This window comes from Streptomyces sp. NPDC087859 (genome assembly GCF_044742595.1).
Taxonomy (GTDB): Bacteria; Actinomycetota; Actinomycetes; order Streptomycetales; family Streptomycetaceae; genus Streptomyces; species Streptomyces canus_F.
Genome location: NZ_JBIUUU010000004.1, coordinates 169962 through 188480, shown reverse-complemented (window position 1 = coordinate 188480; position 18519 = coordinate 169962). Strand labels below are relative to the sequence as shown.

The 18519-nt window shown below is 70.9% G+C and carries 16 protein-coding genes; 7 read left to right on the top strand and 9 right to left on the bottom strand.

Annotated features, from left to right (window positions below):
• Positions 1-154 precede the first annotated feature (154 nt).
• From thpR to ACIOHP_RS10985, 3 genes are read right to left on the bottom strand one after another with little or no spacing between them, the layout of a single operon-like run.
• Entirely contained in the window at positions 155-727 is a 573-nt protein-coding gene (thpR, locus tag ACIOHP_RS10995) for an RNA 2',3'-cyclic phosphodiesterase (protein ID WP_401885671.1), read from the bottom strand.
• A gap of 31 nt (positions 728-758) precedes the next feature.
• Positions 759-2114, bottom strand: a complete 1356-nt coding sequence (locus tag ACIOHP_RS10990) for an MFS transporter (RefSeq protein WP_401885668.1) — start codon at positions 2112-2114, stop codon at positions 759-761.
• A 24-nt stretch (positions 2115-2138) separates the two neighbouring features.
• On the bottom strand, positions 2139-2576 hold the full coding sequence (locus ACIOHP_RS10985) for a MarR family winged helix-turn-helix transcriptional regulator (protein ID WP_046259087.1): 438 nt from the start codon (positions 2574-2576) through the stop codon (positions 2139-2141).
• Positions 2577-2721: 145 nt separating this feature from the next.
• Between ACIOHP_RS10985 and ACIOHP_RS10980 the strand changes: the two genes are divergently transcribed.
• On the top strand, positions 2722-2910 hold the full coding sequence (locus ACIOHP_RS10980) for a hypothetical protein (RefSeq protein ID WP_046259088.1): 189 nt from the start codon (positions 2722-2724) through the stop codon (positions 2908-2910).
• Here the strand turns inward: ACIOHP_RS10980 and ACIOHP_RS10975 are convergent.
• Positions 2903-4354 carry an NCS2 family permease gene (locus ACIOHP_RS10975; RefSeq protein ID WP_361538513.1) on the bottom strand — a complete coding sequence of 484 codons (1452 nt, stop codon included), beginning with the start codon at positions 4352-4354 and terminating at the stop codon, positions 2903-2905. The two genes, ACIOHP_RS10980 and ACIOHP_RS10975, sit on opposite strands and share 8 nt — an antisense overlap.
• Before the next feature lie 117 nt (positions 4355-4471).
• On the opposite strand from ACIOHP_RS10975, the gene ACIOHP_RS10970 reads away from it, so the two are divergent.
• Together ACIOHP_RS10970 and ACIOHP_RS10965 are read left to right on the top strand one after the other, a co-directional pair.
• A complete protein-coding gene (locus ACIOHP_RS10970) occupies positions 4472-4750 on the top strand; it encodes a DUF2530 domain-containing protein (protein WP_361538515.1) in 279 nt (92 codons plus the stop codon).
• A gap of 113 nt (positions 4751-4863) precedes the next feature.
• Positions 4864-7260, top strand: coding sequence for a cation-translocating P-type ATPase (locus tag ACIOHP_RS10965; RefSeq protein WP_401885662.1), 2397 nt, complete (start codon positions 4864-4866; stop codon positions 7258-7260).
• 100 nt (positions 7261-7360) lie between these two features.
• Here the strand turns inward: ACIOHP_RS10965 and ACIOHP_RS10960 are convergent, their stop codons facing one another.
• The 5 genes from ACIOHP_RS10960 to ACIOHP_RS10940 form a co-directional block, all read right to left on the bottom strand.
• Positions 7361-8173, bottom strand: coding sequence for a hypothetical protein (locus ACIOHP_RS10960; protein WP_401885658.1), 813 nt, complete (start codon positions 8171-8173; stop codon positions 7361-7363).
• A gap of 220 nt (positions 8174-8393) precedes the next feature.
• Entirely contained in the window at positions 8394-9299 is a 906-nt protein-coding gene (locus tag ACIOHP_RS10955) for a hypothetical protein (RefSeq protein ID WP_401885651.1), read from the bottom strand.
• 85 nt (positions 9300-9384) lie between these two features.
• Positions 9385-10152 carry a calcium-binding protein gene (locus tag ACIOHP_RS10950; RefSeq protein ID WP_401885648.1) on the bottom strand — a complete coding sequence of 256 codons (768 nt, stop codon included), beginning with the start codon at positions 10150-10152 and terminating at the stop codon, positions 9385-9387.
• 181 nt (positions 10153-10333) lie between these two features.
• The gene (locus tag ACIOHP_RS10945) at positions 10334-13441 is read right to left on the bottom strand and encodes a sacsin N-terminal ATP-binding-like domain-containing protein (protein ID WP_401885645.1); all 3108 of its coding nucleotides are present in this window, start codon (positions 13439-13441) and stop codon (positions 10334-10336) included.
• A 349-nt stretch (positions 13442-13790) separates the two neighbouring features.
• Entirely contained in the window at positions 13791-14717 is a 927-nt protein-coding gene (locus ACIOHP_RS10940; protein ID WP_361538527.1) for a DUF3027 domain-containing protein, read from the bottom strand.
• A gap of 303 nt (positions 14718-15020) precedes the next feature.
• Here ACIOHP_RS10940 and ACIOHP_RS10935 point away from each other — a divergent pair, with 303 nt between their 5' ends.
• The 4 genes from ACIOHP_RS10935 to ACIOHP_RS10920 are packed head-to-tail and all read left to right on the top strand — an operon-like array spanning position 15021 to position 18512.
• Entirely contained in the window at positions 15021-16454 is a 1434-nt protein-coding gene (locus ACIOHP_RS10935; RefSeq protein WP_401885642.1) for an MFS transporter, read from the top strand.
• A 60-nt stretch (positions 16455-16514) separates the two neighbouring features.
• Positions 16515-17018, top strand: a complete 504-nt coding sequence (locus ACIOHP_RS10930; protein WP_401885639.1) for a hypothetical protein — start codon at positions 16515-16517, stop codon at positions 17016-17018.
• Between the two features lie 14 nt (positions 17019-17032).
• Positions 17033-17677 (top strand): futalosine hydrolase, encoded by a 645-nt coding sequence (locus ACIOHP_RS10925; RefSeq protein ID WP_361484886.1) that lies wholly within the window; start codon positions 17033-17035, stop codon positions 17675-17677.
• A complete protein-coding gene (locus ACIOHP_RS10920) occupies positions 17667-18512 on the top strand; it encodes a 1,4-dihydroxy-6-naphthoate synthase (RefSeq protein WP_361538535.1) in 846 nt (281 codons plus the stop codon). The genes ACIOHP_RS10925 and ACIOHP_RS10920 overlap by 11 nt, the downstream gene beginning before the upstream one ends.
• The last annotated feature ends 7 nt before the right edge of the window (positions 18513-18519 follow it).

Genomic DNA, 18519 nt, shown 5'->3' with positions numbered 1-18519 from the left:
TGCGCGCCCGGCCACACCCGGCCCGCGGCCGAAAGCCGGCCGCAGTTCCCCGGCCCTACCGCCCGAGCATCGATGCCAACGCCACGACGACGAACATCAGCACCAGCACAACGGCCATGATTCGGTTCCGGGTCTTCGGGTCCACCCCCCGAGCCTAACCGGCCCCGCCGAGCGCCCACCGGGCGACCACCTCGTACCGCGGCTGCTCCCCCGGCACCCCCGACTTCGGCAGGTCGCTGCGGACCAGCGCCAGCTCGCCCACGGTCCACGTACGGCTCGTGAACCCCTCGAGCGCGGAGACGTACGGCCCTACGTCCACGTCCGACCGGCTGCGCGCCACCGTCAGGTGGGCCTTGTACCGCCGGTGCTCCCCCATCGGCACTCCCGCCTTCCGGGCCGCCGCCTCCGCACGGTCCGCCAGCAGCCGCAGCGCCGGCACATCGCCCGAGGCACCCGCCCACAGGGCCCGCCCGTGCCCGAACTGCCCGCCGCCCCGCACCGCCAGCTCGAAGGGAGCGGTGCGCGCGGCCGCCCGCTCCAGCCTCGCCGAAAGGTCCGCCACGACGTCGTCGGCGACCTCGCCGTAGAACGCCAGCGTGAAGTGCCACCCCGGGCGGCCGGTCCAGCGCAGGGCGTCCGCGCCGGGGAGCTTCCTCAGTTCGTCGACTTCGGCGGCGAGCTCGTGAGCGACGCCCTCGGGCGGCAGTACCGCGGCGAACAGTCTCATACGCCCCACCCTGCCAGCCCGCCGGACGGCGTCACGCGGCCGTCGCCAGCCGCTCCCGCTCACGGGGGACCAGGCCCACCCGCGGATGCCCGTGGTGCCAGCCCACCGACAGGCGCAGGTTGCCGATGCGGGCGAGGCACAGGCCGATCGTCACAGCTGCCGAGGCGGCGATCACACCGCCGGCCGCGAGGCCCGCCCGGACGCCGTACGCGTCGGTGATCCAGCCGGCGATCGGGGCGCCCAGGGGGGCGCCGCCCATGAACACCATCATGTAGAGGGACATCACCCGGCCCCGCATCGCCGGGTCGGTGCTCAGCTGGACGCTGCTGTTGGCGGTGACGTTGACCGTCATGCCGAACATGCCGATCGGGACCATGAGCAGCGCGAAGAGCCACAGGGACGGGGCGAGCGCGGCCACGATCTCCAGCGTGCCGAAGGCCACCGCGCCCGCGACCAGCACCCGCATCCGGGCGGTGCCGCGCCGGGCGGCGAGCAGGGCGCCGGCGAGGGAGCCGACCGCCATCAGGGTGTTGAAGAGGCTGTAGGAGCCGGCGCCCGCGTGGAAGACGTCGTCGGCGAAGGCCGACAGGTACACCGGGAAGTTGAAGCCGAAGGTGCTGACGAACCCGACCAGGACGATGGTCCAGATCAGGTCCGGGCGGCCCGCGACGTAGTGGAGCCCCTCCCGCAGCTGGCCCTTGCCGCGCGGGGCCCGCTCGACCGCGTGCAACTCGCGCGACCGCATCAGCAGCAGTCCCGTGATGGGCGCGACGAACGACAGGCCGTTGGCGAGGAAGGCCCAGCCGGTGCCGACGCCGGTGATCATCAGGCCCGCGACGGCGGGGCCGATCAGACGGGCGGACTGGAAGTTCGCGGAGTTCAGGCTGACCGCGTTCTGCAGCTGGTCGGGGCCGACCATCTCGGAGACGAAGGTCTGGCGGGCCGGGTTGTCGACGACCGTGGCGAGGCCCACGGCGAAGGCGGCCAGGTAGACGTGCCAGACCTCCACGTGCCCGGAGAGGGTCAGGAAGGCGAGTGCGAGGCCGGTGACGGCCATCGCGGACTGGGTGACCAGCAGCGTGGGGCGCTTGGGGAGGCGGTCGACGAGGACACCGCCGTAGAGCCCGAAGAGCAGCATCGGCAGGAACTGGAGTGCGGTGGTGACGCCGACGGCGGTCGAGGAGCCGGTGAGGCTCAGGACCAGCCAGTCCTGGGCGATGCGCTGCATCCAGGTGCCGGTGTTGGAGACGACCTGACCGGCGAAGAAGAGCCGGTAGTTCCGGCTCTTCAGGGAGCTGAACATCGAGGACTTCGAGGGCCTGGCGGGATCCTCGGGGGTAGAGGTGGACGGTGCGGGGGCGGAGTCTGCTCCGGATCCCGTACTCAAACGGATTCGCCTCCTCAGGACGGATTACAGGTGGGCGAGCTTCTCCAGCACGGGGGCGGCGGCGCGCAGTTTGGCCCACTCGTCCTCGTCCAGTCCGTCGACCAGGGTGGCCAGGAAGGCGTTGCGCTTGGCGCGGCTCTCGGCGAGCATCGCCTCGGCCTGTTCCGTCTTCGTGACGACCTTCTGGCGACGGTCCTCTGGGTGCGGCTCGAGTCGGACCAGTCCCTTGCCCTCGAGCAGCGCCACGATGCGGGTCATCGAGGGCGGCTGCACATGTTCCTTGCGGGCGAGCTCGCCCGGGGTGGCCTTGCCGCAGATGGAGAGGGTGCCCAGGACCGACATCTCGGTGGGGCTCAGCGACTCGTCGACCCGCTGGTGCTTGAGCCGACGGGACAGTCGCATCACGGCGGAGCGAAGGGAGTTCACGGCGGCAGCGTCGTCGCCATGCGTAAGGTCCGGCATCTCTTTAGCGTAACTCATTACCCTCGCTAAACAAGCTGGCGCGCGCGAGGATTCCCGTGAGGCGGGCCACTAAAACAGGATCATCACCCGTACGAGTGAGACGGCAGCGGAATGTGAACGCCGCCCGCCGACGCCCGCGACCCTCGTGTTCATGGGGACCAGCGTGCTCAGCCTGCGGATAGACGGGGAGCTGCTCGAACGGCTCCGTGACCATGCGGCGAAAAGGGGAATGAGCGTCCAGGACTATGTCGTCCGAACGCTCATCCGGGATGACTTCGACGAGCGGTTCCAGACCGCCGTCGAGGAGACGGAGAAGTTCTACGGGGTCACGTGAGACCCAGGGCCGGCATCAGGTAGTAGAAGGCGAAGACGGCGGCGACGACATACATCGCGGCGGGGATCTCCTTGCCCCGCCCGGCGGCCAGCCGCAGCACCACGAAGGTGATGAAGCCCATGCCGATGCCGTTGGTGATCGAGTACGTGAACGGCATCATCACCATGGTCACGAAGGCCGGGATGGCGATCGTGTAGTCCGCCCAGTCGATCTCCCTGACCGAGTTGGACAGGATCAGGAAGCCCACCGCGAGCAGCGCCGGGGTCGCCGCCTGGGACGGGACCATCGTGGCCACGGGGGTCAGGAACAGCGCCACGGTGAAGAGGCCACCGGTGACGACGTTCGCGAAGCCGGTGCGCGCGCCCTCGCCGACACCCGCCGTGGACTCCACGAAGGCGGTGGTGGCCGAGGAGGAGCTGGCACCGCCCGCGGCGACCGCGAGGCCGTCGACGAACAGGACCTTGTTGATGCCCGGCATCTGGCCCTGGGCGTCGGTCAGCTTGGCCTCGTCGCTGACGCCCATGATCGTGCCCATCGCGTCGAAGAAGCACGACAGCAGGACCGTGAAGACGAACAGGACGCCGGTCAGCACGCCGACCTTGTCGAAGCCGCCGAACAGGCTGACCTTGCCCAGCAGCCCGAAGTCGGGGGTGGCGACCGGGTTGCCGGGCCACTCCGGTGTCGTCAGACCCCAGGACGGGACCTTGGCGACGGCCTCGATGATCATCGCCACGACGGTCATGGCGACGATCGAGATGAGGATCGCGCCGGAGACCTTGCGGACGATGAGCGCCAGGGTGAGCAGGGCGCCCAGGATGAAGACCAGGACCGGCCAGCCGTCGAGGTGGCCGTTTCCGCCGAGCTGGAGCGGGACGGTGGTCTGGGCGGCGTCCGGGATACGCGAGACGAAGCCGGAGTCGACGAGGCCGATCAGCATGATGAACAGGCCGATACCGATGCTGATGGCCTTGCGCAGACCGAAGGGGACCGCGTTCATGACGCGCTCGCGCAGACCCGTGGCGACCAGCAGCATCACGATGAAGCCGGCGAGCACCACCATGCCCATGGCGTCCGGCCAGGACATCCGGGGCGCGAGCTGGAGCGCGACGACCGAGTTCACACCGAGGCCGGCGGCCAGCGCGATCGGGACGTTGCCGATGACGCCCATGAGGAGCGTGGTGAACGCCGCCGTCACACAGGTGGCCGTCACCAGCTGACCGTTGTCGAGCTGGTTGCCGTACATGTCCTTCGCGCTGCCCAGGATGATCGGGTTCAGCACGATGATGTAGGCCATCGCGAAGAAGGTGGCGAAACCGCCGCGGACCTCGCGGGGGAGCGTGCTGCCCCGCTCGGAGATCTTGAAGTAACGGTCGAGGGCGCCGTATGCGGGCGCACCACCCGGCTGATCGGGCGCGGGGACCTTGGCGGGGGCCGAGGTGGACATGTTTTGGTGTTTCCTACGATGAGAAGTGGTCAGAGGCAAACCGTTTCAGTATGAACATATAAGGCGGCGCTCCACCATCTCCGCGCGTAGAACTGATCGCCTCGTAAGCTGTGCTCCATGGCGAAGTGGACCCCCAAGCACGAGGCACCCGAGCCCCTGGAGGGGCCCATCGTGCCGACCATCATCGGCGGCACGATCCTCTGGTTCGTCCTCTTCCTCGTCCAGCTCCCCTTCTACGGCTGGTTCGACGACCGCGGACACGCCTGGTGGGTGTGGACCTGCCTGGCCGGCACCGGGCTGGGGCTGTACGGCGTCTACTTCGTCAAGAAGCGCGACACCGCCATCAAGCGGGCGGCGGCCGCCGCCGAGGACGACGAGGCCCCTGCCGCGGAGTGAGGGGCATCCCGTACAACCACGGCACCACTCCCCCCGCCGGTCCGTCCTCCCCAGGTCGGATCTTCCGGCCACTCGGCGTGTGAAGCCGTAAATCCGCACGTACCGTCGAACGCATGACGCACATCGACGCGGGCGCCGAACTCGATCCTGTGCATCCCGTTCCCGTCCCCGCCACGCCGGCGACCGGGCTCTCCGCCGCCGAGGTGGCCGAGCGGATCGCGAACGGTCAGGTCAACGACGTCCCGGTGCGCAGCAGCCGGTCGATGGCCGACATCGTCCGTGCCAATGTCTTCACCCGGTTCAACGCGATCATCGGCGTGCTCTGGCTGATCATGCTGTTCGTCGCGCCGTTCCAGGACAGCCTGTTCGGGTACGTGATCATCGCCAACACCGGCATCGGCATCATCCAGGAGTGGCGGGCGAAGAAGACCCTCGACTCCCTCGCGGTGATCGGCGAGGCCAGGCCGACGGTACGGCGGGACGGGGTGGCCCTGGAGGTCAGCACCTCCGACATCGTGCTGGACGACCTCATCGAGATCGGGCCCGGCGACAAGGCCGTCGTGGACGGGGTGTGCGTCGAGGCCGACGGTCTCGAGATCGACGAGTCGCTGCTCACCGGCGAGGCCGACCCCGTGGTCAAGCAGCCAGGGGACGAGGTCATGTCCGGCAGCTTCGTCGTCGCGGGCGGCGGGGCGTTCCGGGCGACCAAGGTGGGGCGTGAGGCGTACGCCGCCCAACTCGCCGAGGAGGCATCCCGGTTCACCCTCGTCCACTCCGAACTGCGCTCCGGCATCTCCACGATCCTCAAGTACGTGACCTGGATGATGATCCCGGCTGCGACCGGCCTGGTCATCACCCAACTCGTCGTCAAGAGCAACGACCTCAAGGAGTCCATCGCCCGCACGGTCGGCGGCATCGTCCCGATGGTGCCCGAGGGGCTCGTCCTGCTGACGTCGGTCGCCTTCGCGATAGGGGTCATCCGACTTGGCCGAAAACAGTGCCTCGTCCAGGAGTTGCCGGCCATCGAGGGTCTCGCCCGTGTCGACACGGTCTGCCTCGACAAGACGGGCACGCTGACCGAGGGCGGCATGGACGTCACGGAGCTGCGGCCGCTGAACGGCAGCGACGAGTCGTATGTACGCAAGGTCCTGGGCGCCCTCGGCGAATCGGACCCGCGGCCGAACGCGTCCCTCCAGGCGATCATCGACGCCTACCCGGACGCCGAGGACTGGCGCTGCACCGAGTCGCTGCCCTTCTCCTCCGCCCGCAAGTACAGCGGGGCGACCCTCAGCGAGGGCAACGGGGAGTCGAGCACATGGCTGCTGGGGGCGCCCGACGTACTGCTCGCGGCGGACGACCCCGCGCTCGCCGAGACCGAGCGGCTCAACGAACAGGGCCTGCGGGTGCTGCTCCTGACACGGGCCGTGCGGGACCTGAGCGAGCCGGAGGTGGCCCAGGGCTCACGGGCCACCGCCCTCGTCGTCCTGGAGCAGCGGCTGCGGCCCGACGCGGCCGACACCCTGCGGTACTTCGCCGAGCAGAACGTACGGGCCAAGGTCATCTCCGGCGACAACGCGGTGTCCGTGGGCGCGGTGGCCGGGAAACTCGGGCTGACCGGCGCGACCGTCGACGCGCGCGCCCTGCCCACCGACAAGGAGGGCATGGCGAAGGCCCTCGACGAGGGCACGGTGTTCGGGCGGGTCACCCCGCAGCAGAAGCGGGACATGGTGGGCGCGCTCCAGTCCCACGGGCACACGGTCGCGATGACGGGCGACGGGGTCAATGACGTCCTGGCGCTGAAGGACGCCGACATCGGGGTGTCGATGGGCTCCGGCTCCGAGGCGACCCGGGCGGTGGCGCAGATCGTGCTGCTCAACAACAGCTTCGCGACACTGCCCTCGGTGGTCGCGGAGGGGCGCCGGGTCATCGGGAACATCACGCGGGTGGCGACGCTGTTCCTGGTGAAGACGGTGTACTCGGTCCTGCTGGCGGTGCTGGTGGTGTGCTGGCAGGTGGAGTACCCCTTCCTGCCGCGGCACCTGACGCTGCTGTCCACCCTGACGATCGGTGTCCCGGCCTTCTTCCTCGCCCTCGCCCCCAACACGGAGCGGGCGAAACCCCACTTCGTGCGGCGGGTCATGCGGTACGCCATCCCCGGCGGGCTGCTGGCCGGGATCGCGACCTTCGTGACTTATCTGATCGCCCGTCACCACTACACGGGCGAGGGCGCGCTGGACGCGGAGACGAGCGTCGCCACGCTGACCCTGTTCCTGATCTCGATGTGGGTGCTCGCCATCATCGCCCGGCCCTACACCTGGTGGCGGGCGGCGCTGGTGGCGTCGATGGGCGCGGGGTTCCTGCTGGTGCTGGTGGTGCCGTGGCTGCAGGACTTCTTCGCGCTGAAGCTGGTGGGGGTGACGATGCCGTGGATCGCGGTGGGCATCTCGGTGGTGGCGGCGGCCGTCCTGGAGTTGACGTGGAAGTTGGTCGACCGCCGCGTGGCCGCTTAGCGCTGGGCTGGAGCCGGGGGGTGGGTGGGGGGCGGCTGTTGCGTGCCGGGTGACGCGCCGTGGGGGCTGGTCGCGCAGTTCCCCGCGCCCCTGGGTGGGTTTACTGGACGTCTATGTAATCGCCCGTTGCGCTCACTGCCGGGGTCGTGGTCGTGCCCGCGAAGCTGTAGCGGTAGTAGCCGTCGGCCGAGGCCGTGACCGTGGTGCTGAGGGTGCCGGTGGAACTGGTCTTGACGGTCTTGACCGTGGTGTAGGTGGTCGTGCCCGCCTTGCGGAACTGGAGCTTGACGTACTGGCTCGCGTAGCCCGCGTACTTGTTGGTCTCCCAGTTGGCGCGGGACAGCTTGCCGGTGACGGTGATGGTCTTGCCCTTCTTCACCGGCTCGGGCGAGGCGTTCACCGTGAGGGTGGACCTGCGCTGGAGCTTGGTGGTGCCGAAACCGGACTGCCAGGTGAGCCCGCCGTTGTCGTCGGCCGCGAGGGCGCCCAGCTTCCAGCTGCCCGCCTCGGCGTTGACGAGGCCGCCCTCCTCTGCGGTGGAGTCCGGACGGAACTGGATCTTCGCCGTGCACTTCAGGACCGTCGAGGAGGACGCCGTGCAGGTGCCGGGGTTGTCGCCGAGGAGGAGGTCGTCGGAGTTCACACCGAGAGTGTCGCCGCGGTAGAGAACGGGGCCGGTCTGGAAGGAGCTCGCGGCGAGGGTCGCGGGCTTGGTCACGGTGTACGTCGCGGAGACCGTGACCTGGGTCGTGGTGCCGACCACGATGTTCTTTCCGCTGTTCACCTTGAGCTCGGAGAAGGTGACGGCGGGCCCGGCGGTGGTGGCGGCCTGCGCGGCCGGCACGGCGAGGGCGGTGAGCGCCAGGGCGCCGGTCACGACGGAGACGGCGGCCAGAGTGGCTCTGTTGCGCATGTGCGTTCCCCAGGGGGAGAAGTGATCTAGGAGTCTGTTGACTCACGCGATCAGATCCGTGACACCCGGGGTGAGTTGTACGGGTGGGTTCGGATTTTGTCCTTGCCTGCACAATGCTTGAATCTTGGAGAGATTCCGAGGGAATCCGTTGGGCTCCGCATGACCAAGCACGAACGCCGGCCCCGGACGGCTTCCGGGACCGGCGTCGTAGGGGCTCTGCTTACTTCACGTCGACGAAGTCACCCGTGGCGCTGACCGCCGGGGTGGTCGTGGTGCCCGCGAAGGAGTAGCGGAAGTAGCCGTCGGCAGAGGCCTTGACGGTGGTGCTCAGGTTGCCGGTCGAGTTCGACTTGATGGTCTTGACCGTGGTGTAGGTGCTGGCGCTCTTCTTGCGGAACTGGAGCTTCACCGACTGGCTGCTGTAGCCGGCGTACTTGGCGGTGTCCCAGTTGGCGCGGGAGAGCTTGCCGGTGACCGTGATGGTCTTGCCCTTCTTCACCGGCTCCGGCGAGGCGTTGACCGTCAGCTTGGAGAGACGCTGCACCTTGAACGCGTTGGTCTTGTCGGTCACGGCGACACCGACGTTGTCCAGGTTCGGGTTCTCCGGGTCCTCGCCGTTGAACGCGACGGCGAAGCCGGCGGCCTTCCAGGAGCCGGCGTCCTCGTTCAGCAGGTCCGCCGGGTCGACCTCGACGGTGGCCGTGCAGTTGGCGACGGTCGCGGAGGCGTCCGTGCAGTTCGCGTTGCCGCTGTCGAACCACCAGATGGAGTTGTAGAAGTCCGTGCCCCGGTACAGCTCGACGCCGCCGAAGAAGTCGTCGGCGTAGATGTTGACGTCCGCGGCGTGGTTCAGCGTGAAGGAGACCGGGACCTTCACCACGCTGGTGGTGCCGACCACGATGTTCTTGCCCTTGTTGACCTTCACGTTGGAGAAGGAGGCGTCGAGGGCGTAGGGCGTGCCCTCCGCGGCGGCGGCGAACGCGGACTTGCCGGTGGCGGCCGCGGCGGCCTCGTGCGCGGCGGAGACGCCGACGGGAACCCGCTCGTCGGCCTGCGCGGCCGGCACGGCGAGGGCGGACAGGGCCAGGGCGCCGGAGACGGCGGCCACGGTGGCGCGAATACGCATGTGTTTCCTCAAGGAAGAGAATGTGGGAGGTACCGGGCCCCGGACACGCCGGGACCCGGTGGGGTGGTGCGGGGACCGCTGTCGCTTACTGCACGTCGATGAGGTCACCGGTGGCGTTGACCGCCACGGTGGTCGTCGTGCCCGCGAAGGAGTAGCGGAAGTAGCCGTCGACCGACGCCGTGACGGTGGTGCTCAGGTTGCCCGACGAGTTCGACTTGATGGTCTTGAGCGTGGTGTACGTGCTGGAGCTCTTCTTGCGGAACTGCAGCTTCACCGACTGGCTCGCGTAGTTGACGTACTTGGGAAGCGGGTAGGCCTCCCAGTCGGCCCGGGTCAGCTTGCCGGTGACCGTGATGGTCTTGCCCTTCTTCACCGGCTCCGGCGAGGCGTTCGCCGTGAGCTTGGCGGCGCGCTGGAACTTGAAGGACCCGGCCTTCTCCGTCCAGATGTAGTCGTCGTCCTTGGCGTCGATCCACGCGTTGACGTACCACGTGCCGGCGCTGGCGTTGTCGAGGTAGTCCGTCTTCGGGTCCACCGTCACCGACGCGGTGCAGGTCGAGGTGGTGGAGCTGACGGCCGTGCAGGTCGGCTTGCCGGTGGTCAGGAAGCCGTAGCCGGGTCCCTCGAGAGAGAACTCCTGGGCGCCGGCGATGCCCGAGTCGTCCGTGGCCGTGACGCTCACCTTGATGGTCTTCGCGGCCGAGGTGCCGATGGACACCTTGTTGTCGCCGTCGACGACGACCTTGGTGATCTTGGTATCGCCCAGGCTGCCGTCCGCCTGCGCGGCAGGCACAGCGAAGGCGGAAAGGGCCAGGGCGCCGGTGACGGCAGCCCCGATGGCTCGAATACGCATGCGTTCCCCGTGTGGAGAAAGGGGCCCCGACGGTCGTCGTCCCCCACGGCGATCGCCTACACGTCGGGGCCCAAGTGATCAAGGAGTCTGTTGACTCATGTGATCAGATTCGTGACGCGAGTGAATGGTTGTACGGATGGTGAGAAATTTGTGCGAGCTTTTCGAAGATCACCCGCACAGATCAGTCGAACCACCGGTCGCGGGCCAACTCCGCTGTTCGTGACGGGTCTTCGAGCAGCGCGGCGACCTCGAAACGACGCGGCCACTGCCCCGCCGCCCAGGCGAGTCCGGCGGCGACGCCTTCGAGCGTCGAGGCGTGCAGGACACCGTCGTTGGTCAGCCGCCAGTCCAACTCCACGCCGTCCACGACGAGTTCCTCGTGCTCGACGTACGTCGTCGGCGTCCGCGACCCGAGCAGTACCCGCACCGGCTCCGGTACGTCGTGTTCGGCGCCCTCGGAGTCCACCGACCCGGTGACCGACTCGCTCAGCCGCCGCACCTGGAACAGTTCCGCCAGCTCGGCGGCGCGCGCCGGCCGCACCGGCAGCAGCGGCATGCCCGCGGTGAAGGGCAGCAGGTCGGGTGAGTCGACGACCACGGCACCGGCCGCCTCCACCACCTCGACCCGCCCGTCGACGACGGCCCGCAGCTCGTCGGGCAGGGTCACCTGCTCGGGGTCCAGATCGGCCAACGCGCCGTAGAGGGCGTGCAGCTGGCTCCCCGTCACCTCACGCGAGGGGTCGGCGAGACGGTCGAGCAGCTCCGCCGCCCCACCCGGCTCCTCCAGCAGCGCGGCCACCGACGTCCGCACACCGAGCGCCCGCAGCACCTGCTCGTCGTCGAAGCCGGCCGCGTCCGCCTCCTCGTACAGGCCCCGCAGCAGCGGGTCCCCGCCGGCCGCGAGCAGACCGGCCGGGCGACGGCCGTCGAGCACCGGGTGCCCCCGCAACCACCATGCGGTGTAGGGCCGTACGACTTCATGGGTGCCGTCCGGCAGCAGGATCCGCACCGGCTGGGTGAGCGCGTCCCGCAGCGGCGGCCGGGCGAGCAGGGCGAGCGCCTGCGGCCAGCACTCCTCGTCCACCAGGTCCAGATCGCGTACGGCGATCAGTTCCGTGGCGACCGGCGGGACCGGCGAGTCGGGGAAGCGGTCGAGGATGTCCTCGCTCCACACGTCCACGGCGTCCAGCAGGCCCGCGTCGTCCGGCTCGGCGAAGTCCCCGTCGCGCGGCTCCAGTTCGTCCGGGTCCAGGACCACGTCGGTGGCGCGGACCAGCGCGAAGGTGGCGAGCACGCCACAGGCGGCCAGCGGCTGTTCGCCCCACCTCTCGGCCAGCTCGGCGTCCACGGTGGCGAGTTCCCCCTCGCGCATGATCTGCGCGAACGGGCTGCCGGGGAGGACGAGTTCACCGGCGGGCGCCGGTTCGCCGTCCTCGTCGGGCAGGGCGAGCGCACCGAGCCAGGGCTCGTCGCCGGGCTCGAGGCCCGCGTCCCGGACGAGAGCCAGGACGGTGTCGGCCAGCTCCTCCGCGTCGAGGGTGTCCTCCTCCCACGCCCCGCCGTCGTCGTCCAGCGACGCGGCGACCGCGGCCCGCACCTGCGGGGTGGTCAGCACCGCACGCGGGGAGGCGGGCAGCGCGCCGAGCTTCTCCAGCAGGGGGTGCGCGGCGTCCGGGTGGGCGACCTTGAGGCCGAGCCGGGCGAGCACCTCCGGGTCGATGACGGCGCTGTCGGCGGTGGGCAGGAGGACCTGCCGGGGGCCGATGGTGGTACGGCCGTCGGCGAGCGGGACCGGAAGGCCGGACAGCCGGTCCGGGTCCACCCCCGCGAGGCTGTCGTACAGGCTGCGCCACCAGCCCGGCTCCTTCTCCAGCCCGGCCAGCCGGTCGACGGCGTCGGTCAGCGGAAGCCGGGCGACGCCGAGAGTGCGCAGTTCGACCCGGCGTTCGAGTCCGGCGGGGAGGAGCGTGGGGAGGACCTCGGCGAGGACGCGCACGGTGTCGGCGCCGGCGCCCTCCACCACCTCCGCGTCCCTGGGGCGCAGGGCCTCGGGCAGGTCGTCGTCCTGCTCGGGGGGCAGGGCCGGCGGCAGGAAGGCGGTCCGGGGCAGCCGCTCCAGGATCGCCTGCCGCAGGGCCCCGTCCAGCTCGCCCCTGCCGAGCGGGCCGGGCACGAGGTCGATGATGCCGGCGGTCACCGGCCGCCACGCGGCGAGCAGTTCGACGTACGCGTCCGCCGCGCGCTGCACCACGAAGTCGGTCAGCGGACCGGGCGCCGCGTGCCGGCGGGTGGGGTCCAGCGGGAAGGAGGCGATGAGCAGCGCGGGCACACCGAGCGGCTCGTCGCTGGGCGTGGGGGCGTGCACGACAGGGCTGGTGCGGGGGCGGGCCGGGGTGCCGTCGGCGTCGGCGGGGACGGCCCAGGTGACCGACCAGTGCGGCCGCAGCCGCTCCTCTACGGGACGGTCGGCGAGGAGCTCGGCGGTCAGTGGCCCGTTCGAGGCGGCGACCCGCCACCGGGTCACGCCCTCCCGCGAGTCCTCCACGACGGTGAAGGCGTCCTCGGTGCGGCGGCGCAGGGTCCGGGTGGTGTCCGTCTCGATCACCACCTCCTCCAGCCCGGGGAGGGCGAGGAGCAGGGCGTCGTCGACGGCGTTCAGGAGGCGCTCGGCGAGGTCGCCGGCGGCCGGGTCGCGCAGGGGCAGGATGACGGCCGTGTCGTACGGGTCCGGGGCGGTGCCCTCGGCGGCGAACGGGAGACGCAGGAGCGGGATGTGACCGTCGCGCCGGCGGATCTCGTCGCCCAGTCCCGGGCTGTGGCGGGCGACGTCGGCGGCCCGCTCCCGGCCCTCGGAGAGGGACCAGCGGACGCCGCCGTGGCGGCCGACGACCGCGGGCTCGTCGGTGACGGCGAGGACGGCGGCGAAGCCGACGCCGAAGCGGCCGATGGCGGCGGTGTCGCGTTTCGCGGAGGCGCGCAGGGTGGAGAGGGACTCGACGCCGGTCGCGTCCAGGGGTGCGCCGGTGTTGGCGGCGACGAGGACGCCGTCGCGGAGGGTGAGCCGGAGCCGTCCGGGCACGCCGGCCCTGGCGGCGGCGTCGGCGGCGTTCTGGGCGAGCTCGACGACCAGCCGGTCCCGGTAGCCGCCGAGGGCGAGGTCCTCCTCGGCGTTGGCGTCCTCACGGAACCGGGCGGGGCTGGCCACCCAGGCGTCGAGCACCCCCCGCCTGAGACGGGCGGTCCCGAACGGGTCGGCTCCCTCGGCTGCGGGCCGCACGAACTTGCTCACGTTCAACACTCTCCTCGTCGGCGTGGGGTCGAAGGTACCGCGAGGAGAGGGGATCGTAGATCGGGGAGGCCGTGTGCGGCCAGGACGGCACGCGGGCCGTCGGCGAAGCCGCTGCGGAACACGGTCTCGCCCCCGCCGCCCCTACCCGTCCCGTCCCTGGGGGCTGCGCCCCCAGACCCCCGCTGTCGGCCCTGAACGGGCCTCGTCCTCAAACGCCGGACGGGCCGAGATGCCTGGCCCGGCGTTGAGCGGCGAAGCCCTCAGCGGGTGGGTGGGGGCTCGGGACGGCGTCAGTCCCGTCCCCAGACTCCCGTGCTCGAAGCCAAACGGATGGAAGCCGGCCGCAGGCCTACGAGTGGCCCAGTTCCGCCGCTGCCTCGTCCGAGATATCCGGGACCGAGCCCGAGTCCGGGGCCGGGCGCAGGGGGAAGGGGTCGACCTTGGTCTCGTCGATCACCGGGGCCGCCGGGCGCGGGGGCTTCGGCATGATCGCCGCCTCGGAGTGGCCGCCGCAGCCGTACGACAGGGACACCACGCGGCCGTCCGCCGGGGCGAACTCGTTGGCGCAGACGCCGAAGGCCTGGCCGAGGGAGCCGCCGATCGGCTGGAGGAAGCCGCAGCTGACGCAGGTCGCGGGGGCCGCCTGCGCCATCGGGGTCTTGGCGCCGTAGGACTCGTCCCAGCGGTCCGCGGCGGTGTGCAGGCCGTAGCGGGACAGGACCCGGGCCCGGCGCATGCCCAGTTCCTCGGCGACCGAGGCGATCGAACCCCGGGTCGGCGCCATGGGGAGGTTCGACGGCGTACCGGCCGTGACCTCCGCGTCCTCCGCCTCCACCAGCTCGGCCATCTCCTCGGAGACTGCGGAGCTCGGGACCGGCTCGTCCTCGCCGGAGTAGCCGGGTTCCAGGCGGAGGTCCTCGGCGTCGGTGGGGAGCAGGTCGCCGGGGCCCATGTCGCCCGGGCGCAGGCGCTCGCTCCACGGCACCCACTCGGGGGCCAGCAGGGCGTCCGGGCCCGGCAACAGTACGACTTCGTCGAGCGTCACGATCTTCGCGCGGGATGCCCGCGCCACCGTGACGGCCCAGCGCCAACCCCGGTAGCCGAGCTCCTTGCACTCGAAGAAGTGCGTGACGACACGGTCGCCCTCGGACTCGAGTCCCGCGTGCTCACCGACGACGCCGGGCGCCGCCGCCTCCTCGGCTGCGGTGCGTGCGAGGTCGACGGCCTCGGCGCACAGGCGGTCGGGGGTGCGGCTTCGCGTGGTCGCTGCGCTCACAGGTATCGCTTCTCTCCTACGCCGTCACTGTAGGTGCGTACGCCGGGGGCGAGGGTGGCGGACGGAGCGGACCCGGGGACCGCGTCAACGTCCGCGCCCGCTCACGCTCGGGCGCACCTGTGCCATCCATTGTGCAAGATGGCTGAGATACGCACGCTACCTGCTCGCGTGCGCTCGGCCTACACCGACGGGACGTTTGGCACCCCCGCACCGGTCTCGGTATGGCCACGGCAAGTCCGTGAATGCGCGTCCATACGCGCGGTAACCGCACTACGAACGCCTCAGTCGGGGCACTATGACGTCGTGGCAGCCGCGAAGACACCCCAAGGAGCCACCGGGATCGGTGGGGCCAAAGGGATCAAGGGGAGCAGCCGACGCAACGGCACGGGCCGGGTGCGCGGCTCCTTCCGCTCGGTCGGACGCGCCCTGCACTTCCCGGTCACCGGACCCGCCCGAGGCATCCGCAAGGCCACGCACGCCCACGGGGCCGGGGAGTCCGGTCTGGGCAAGCTGATCGAGCTGCACGGTGTGAACGGCGCGGGCGATGTGATGATCACGGTCGCGCTCGCCTCCACGGTCTTCTTCTCCGTTCCCACGGACGAGGCCCGCGGGCGTGTCGCCCTCTACCTCGCGATCACCATGGCGCCCTTCACGGTCCTCGCCCCGGTGATCGGCCCGCTCCTGGACCGCCTGCCGCACGGCCGCCGCGCCGCGATGGCGGGCGCGATGCTCGCCCGGGCCCTGCTGGCGCTGGTGCTGTCCGGGGCGGTCGTCACCGGCAGCATCGAGATGTATCCGGCGGCCCTCGGGGTCCTCGTGTCCTCCAAGGCGTACGGCGTGGTCAGAAGCGCCGTGGTGCCCCGTCTCCTGCCACCCGGCTTCTCCCTGGTGAAGGCCAATTCCCGGGTCACCCTCGGCGGGCTCCTCGCGACCGGCATCGCCGCGCCGATCGCCGCGGGACTGCAGTCGCTGGGCCCGCGCTGGCCTCTCTACGGCGCCTTCGTGATCTTCATCGCGGGGACGTTCCTGTCCTTCACCCTGCCGCCGAAGGTCGACTCGGCCAAGGGCGAGGACATCGCCCTGCTCGCCGCCGACGAGGACCACCTCCACGGGCCGCACCGGCGGCCGGTCAAGCGACCCGGGCTGCGCACGGTCGGCATCGCCGTCACCCACGCGCTGGGCGCCAACGCCGGTCTGCGCTTCCTCTCCGGGTTCCTGACCTTCTTCCTGGCGTTCCTGCTGCGCGAGCACCCGCTGTCCGGGCAGAGCGCCGCGGTGTCGCTGGGCATCGTGGTCGTCTCGGCCGGTGTGGGCAACGCGCTGGGCACGGCGGTGGGGGCGGCGCTGCGCCAGCGGGCTCCGGAGATCATCATCGTGACGGTCGTCGCGTTCGTCCTGGGCATCGCGATCACCGCCGCGATCTTCTTCGGAGCGTTCCTGGTCGCGGTCCTCGCCGCGGTCGCCGGGTTCGCGCAGGCGCTGTCCAAGCTGTGCCTGGACGCGCTGATCCAGCGGGACGTGCCCGAGCAGGTCCGTACATCGGCCTTCGCACGCTCGGAGACCCTGCTCCAGGTGTCCTGGGTGTTCGGCGGCGCCGTCGGCATCGTGATGCCCCTCAACGGCTCCCTGGGCCTGTCGGTGGCCGCCGCGATCGTCGCCGTGGGCTGGCTGGCGACGGTGAAGGGCCTGCTGCGCTCGGCCCGCCAGGGCGGCTCTTCCCGCGCGCGCGTGGCCTAACGCACGGCACGCCGCACCCCGCGTAACGGGACGGCCGGTACCGCCCTATAGCCTTCCGCCATGACCACGATGCAATCCGCTGTGCGACGCCGCCGCGTTGTCGCCGCCGCCGGCGCCGTTTCCGCCGGACTGCTCGTCCTGTCGGCGTGCGACAAGCCGACGCCGCGCGCCACCGTCACGGTCGGCAAGAACTCGGTGAGCGCCGAGGCCGAGTGCTGGGAGGACGGCGACAACCTGGGCCAGGAGAAGGCCACCAAGTGCGCCCTGAAGAAGGCGTCCGACTCGATCGACGTCCCGCAGAGCGAGACCCTGCGCATCGGTGTCGACCCGGAGATCGCGGACACCGGCTGGGCGCTGTGGATCAACGGCCAGCAGGTCACCGACGTCTACAAGACGACGTACTACTCCTTCCAGGGCGTCGACCTCTTCGCCAGCCAGCAGGGTCAGGCCGCGCCGAAGCAGCTGTACATCAGCGTCGTCCAGCAGGACAAGCCCGGGTCCACGGGAGCCAGCAAGGCCTTCGAGGGCGTCTGGAACTTCAAGCTCGTCAACGACAACGCGTAAGCGCCGCGACGTCGATGCGCATCCTCGTGGCCACCGCGGTCCCGGTCGAACGGGACGCGGTGGCCCGGGCGTTTGACGGGGCGGCGGTCGACGTCGTCGCCGTCGGGGTCGGTCCCGCCCTCGCCGCCGCCGCCACGGCCACCGCGCTGGCAGGCACCCCCTACGGCCTCGTCGTCTCCGCCGGGATCGCCGGCGGCTTCGTGCCCCACGCCCCCGTCGGTTCGCTCGTCGTCGCCGACGAGATCACCGCGGCCGATCTGGGCGCCGAGACCGCCGAGGGCTTCGTGCCGGTGACCGAGCTGGGGTTCGGGACCGTCACCCACCGCCCCCCGGAAGCACTCGTCCGGGACGCCGTGGCCGCCACCGGAGCCCGCCGCGGCGCCGTGCTCACCGTCTCCACCGTGACCGGCACCGCCGCCCGCGCGGCCGCGCTCCGCGAGCGGCACCCCACCGCCCTCGCCGAGGCCATGGAGGGGTTCGGGGTCGCCGAGGCCGCCGCCCTGCACGGGGTGCCGGTGCTGGAGGTGCGGGCCGTGTCCAATCCGGTCGGGCCCCGCGACCGTGCCGCCTGGCGGATTCCGGACGCCCTCGCCGCACTGACCGACGGCTTCGGGAAGCTCGCGCCCGTACTGGAGAGTTGGAACCCACATGACCGGTGAACCGATGCAGATCGCGTACTCCCCCTGCCCCAACGACACCTTCGTCTTCGACGCCCTCGCCCACGGCCGCGTCCCCGGCGCGCCCGCGCTCGACGTGACGTTCGCGGACATCGACCTCACCAACGGCATGGCCGAACGCGGTGAGTTCGACGTGCTGAAGGTGTCCTACGCCGTACTGCCGTACGTCCTCGACGAGTACGCGCTGCTGCCGTGCGGCGGCGCGCTGGGGCGGGGCTGCGGGCCGCTGGTGCTCACCCGCGGGCCGGGGGATCTGACGGGCCGTACCGTCGCCGTGCCCAGCGAGCGGTCGACGGCGTATCTGCTGTTCCGGCTGTGGGCCGCGGACACGATCCCCGGCGGTGTCGGCGAGATCGTCGTCATGCCGTTCCACGAGATCATGCCCGCCGTGCGGGACGGGAAGGTCGACGCGGGGCTCGTCATCCACGAGGCACGCTTCACGTACCAGAACTACGGGCTGCACAAGCTCGCGGACATGGGCGAGCACTGGGAGAACAGCACCGGGCTGCCGATCCCGCTGGGCGCCATCATCGCCAAGCGGTCACTGGGCGAGCGGACGCTGACGAACCTGGCCGATTCCATCCGTACATCGGTGCGCGCCGCCTGGGACGACCCCGAGATCTCCCGCCCGTATGTCATGGAGCACGCCCAGGAGATGGATCCCGCCGTCGCCGACCAGCACATCGGGCTGTACGTCAACGAGTTCACCCATGATCTCGGCGTCGACGGCTATGCGGCGGTGCGGGGGCTCCTCACACGTGCGGCGGCCGAGGGGCTGGTGCCGCCCCTCGGCCCGAATGCACTGGCTTTCCCTTAGAAATCCA

Coding starts and splice junctions, on each gene's coding strand:
- ACIOHP_RS10965 (WP_401885662.1), top strand. CDS start 4,864: ATGACGCACATCGACGCGGGCGCCGAACTCGATCCTGTGCATCCCGTT.
- ACIOHP_RS10960 (WP_401885658.1), bottom strand. CDS start 8,173: ATGCGCAACAGAGCCACTCTGGCCGCCGTCTCCGTCGTGACCGGCGCC.
- ACIOHP_RS10925 (WP_361484886.1), top strand. CDS start 17,033: ATGCGCATCCTCGTGGCCACCGCGGTCCCGGTCGAACGGGACGCGGTG.
- ACIOHP_RS10955 (WP_401885651.1), bottom strand. CDS start 9,299: ATGCGTATTCGCGCCACCGTGGCCGCCGTCTCCGGCGCCCTGGCCCTG.
- ACIOHP_RS10975 (WP_361538513.1), bottom strand. CDS start 4,354: ATGTCCACCTCGGCCCCCGCCAAGGTCCCCGCGCCCGATCAGCCGGGT.
- ACIOHP_RS10985 (WP_046259087.1), bottom strand. CDS start 2,576: ATGCCGGACCTTACGCATGGCGACGACGCTGCCGCCGTGAACTCCCTT.
- ACIOHP_RS10920 (WP_361538535.1), top strand. CDS start 17,667: ATGACCGGTGAACCGATGCAGATCGCGTACTCCCCCTGCCCCAACGAC.
- ACIOHP_RS10930 (WP_401885639.1), top strand. CDS start 16,515: ATGACCACGATGCAATCCGCTGTGCGACGCCGCCGCGTTGTCGCCGCC.
- ACIOHP_RS10970 (WP_361538515.1), top strand. CDS start 4,472: ATGGCGAAGTGGACCCCCAAGCACGAGGCACCCGAGCCCCTGGAGGGG.
- thpR (WP_401885671.1), bottom strand. CDS start 727: ATGAGACTGTTCGCCGCGGTACTGCCGCCCGAGGGCGTCGCTCACGAG.
- ACIOHP_RS10950 (WP_401885648.1), bottom strand. CDS start 10,152: ATGCGTATTCGAGCCATCGGGGCTGCCGTCACCGGCGCCCTGGCCCTT.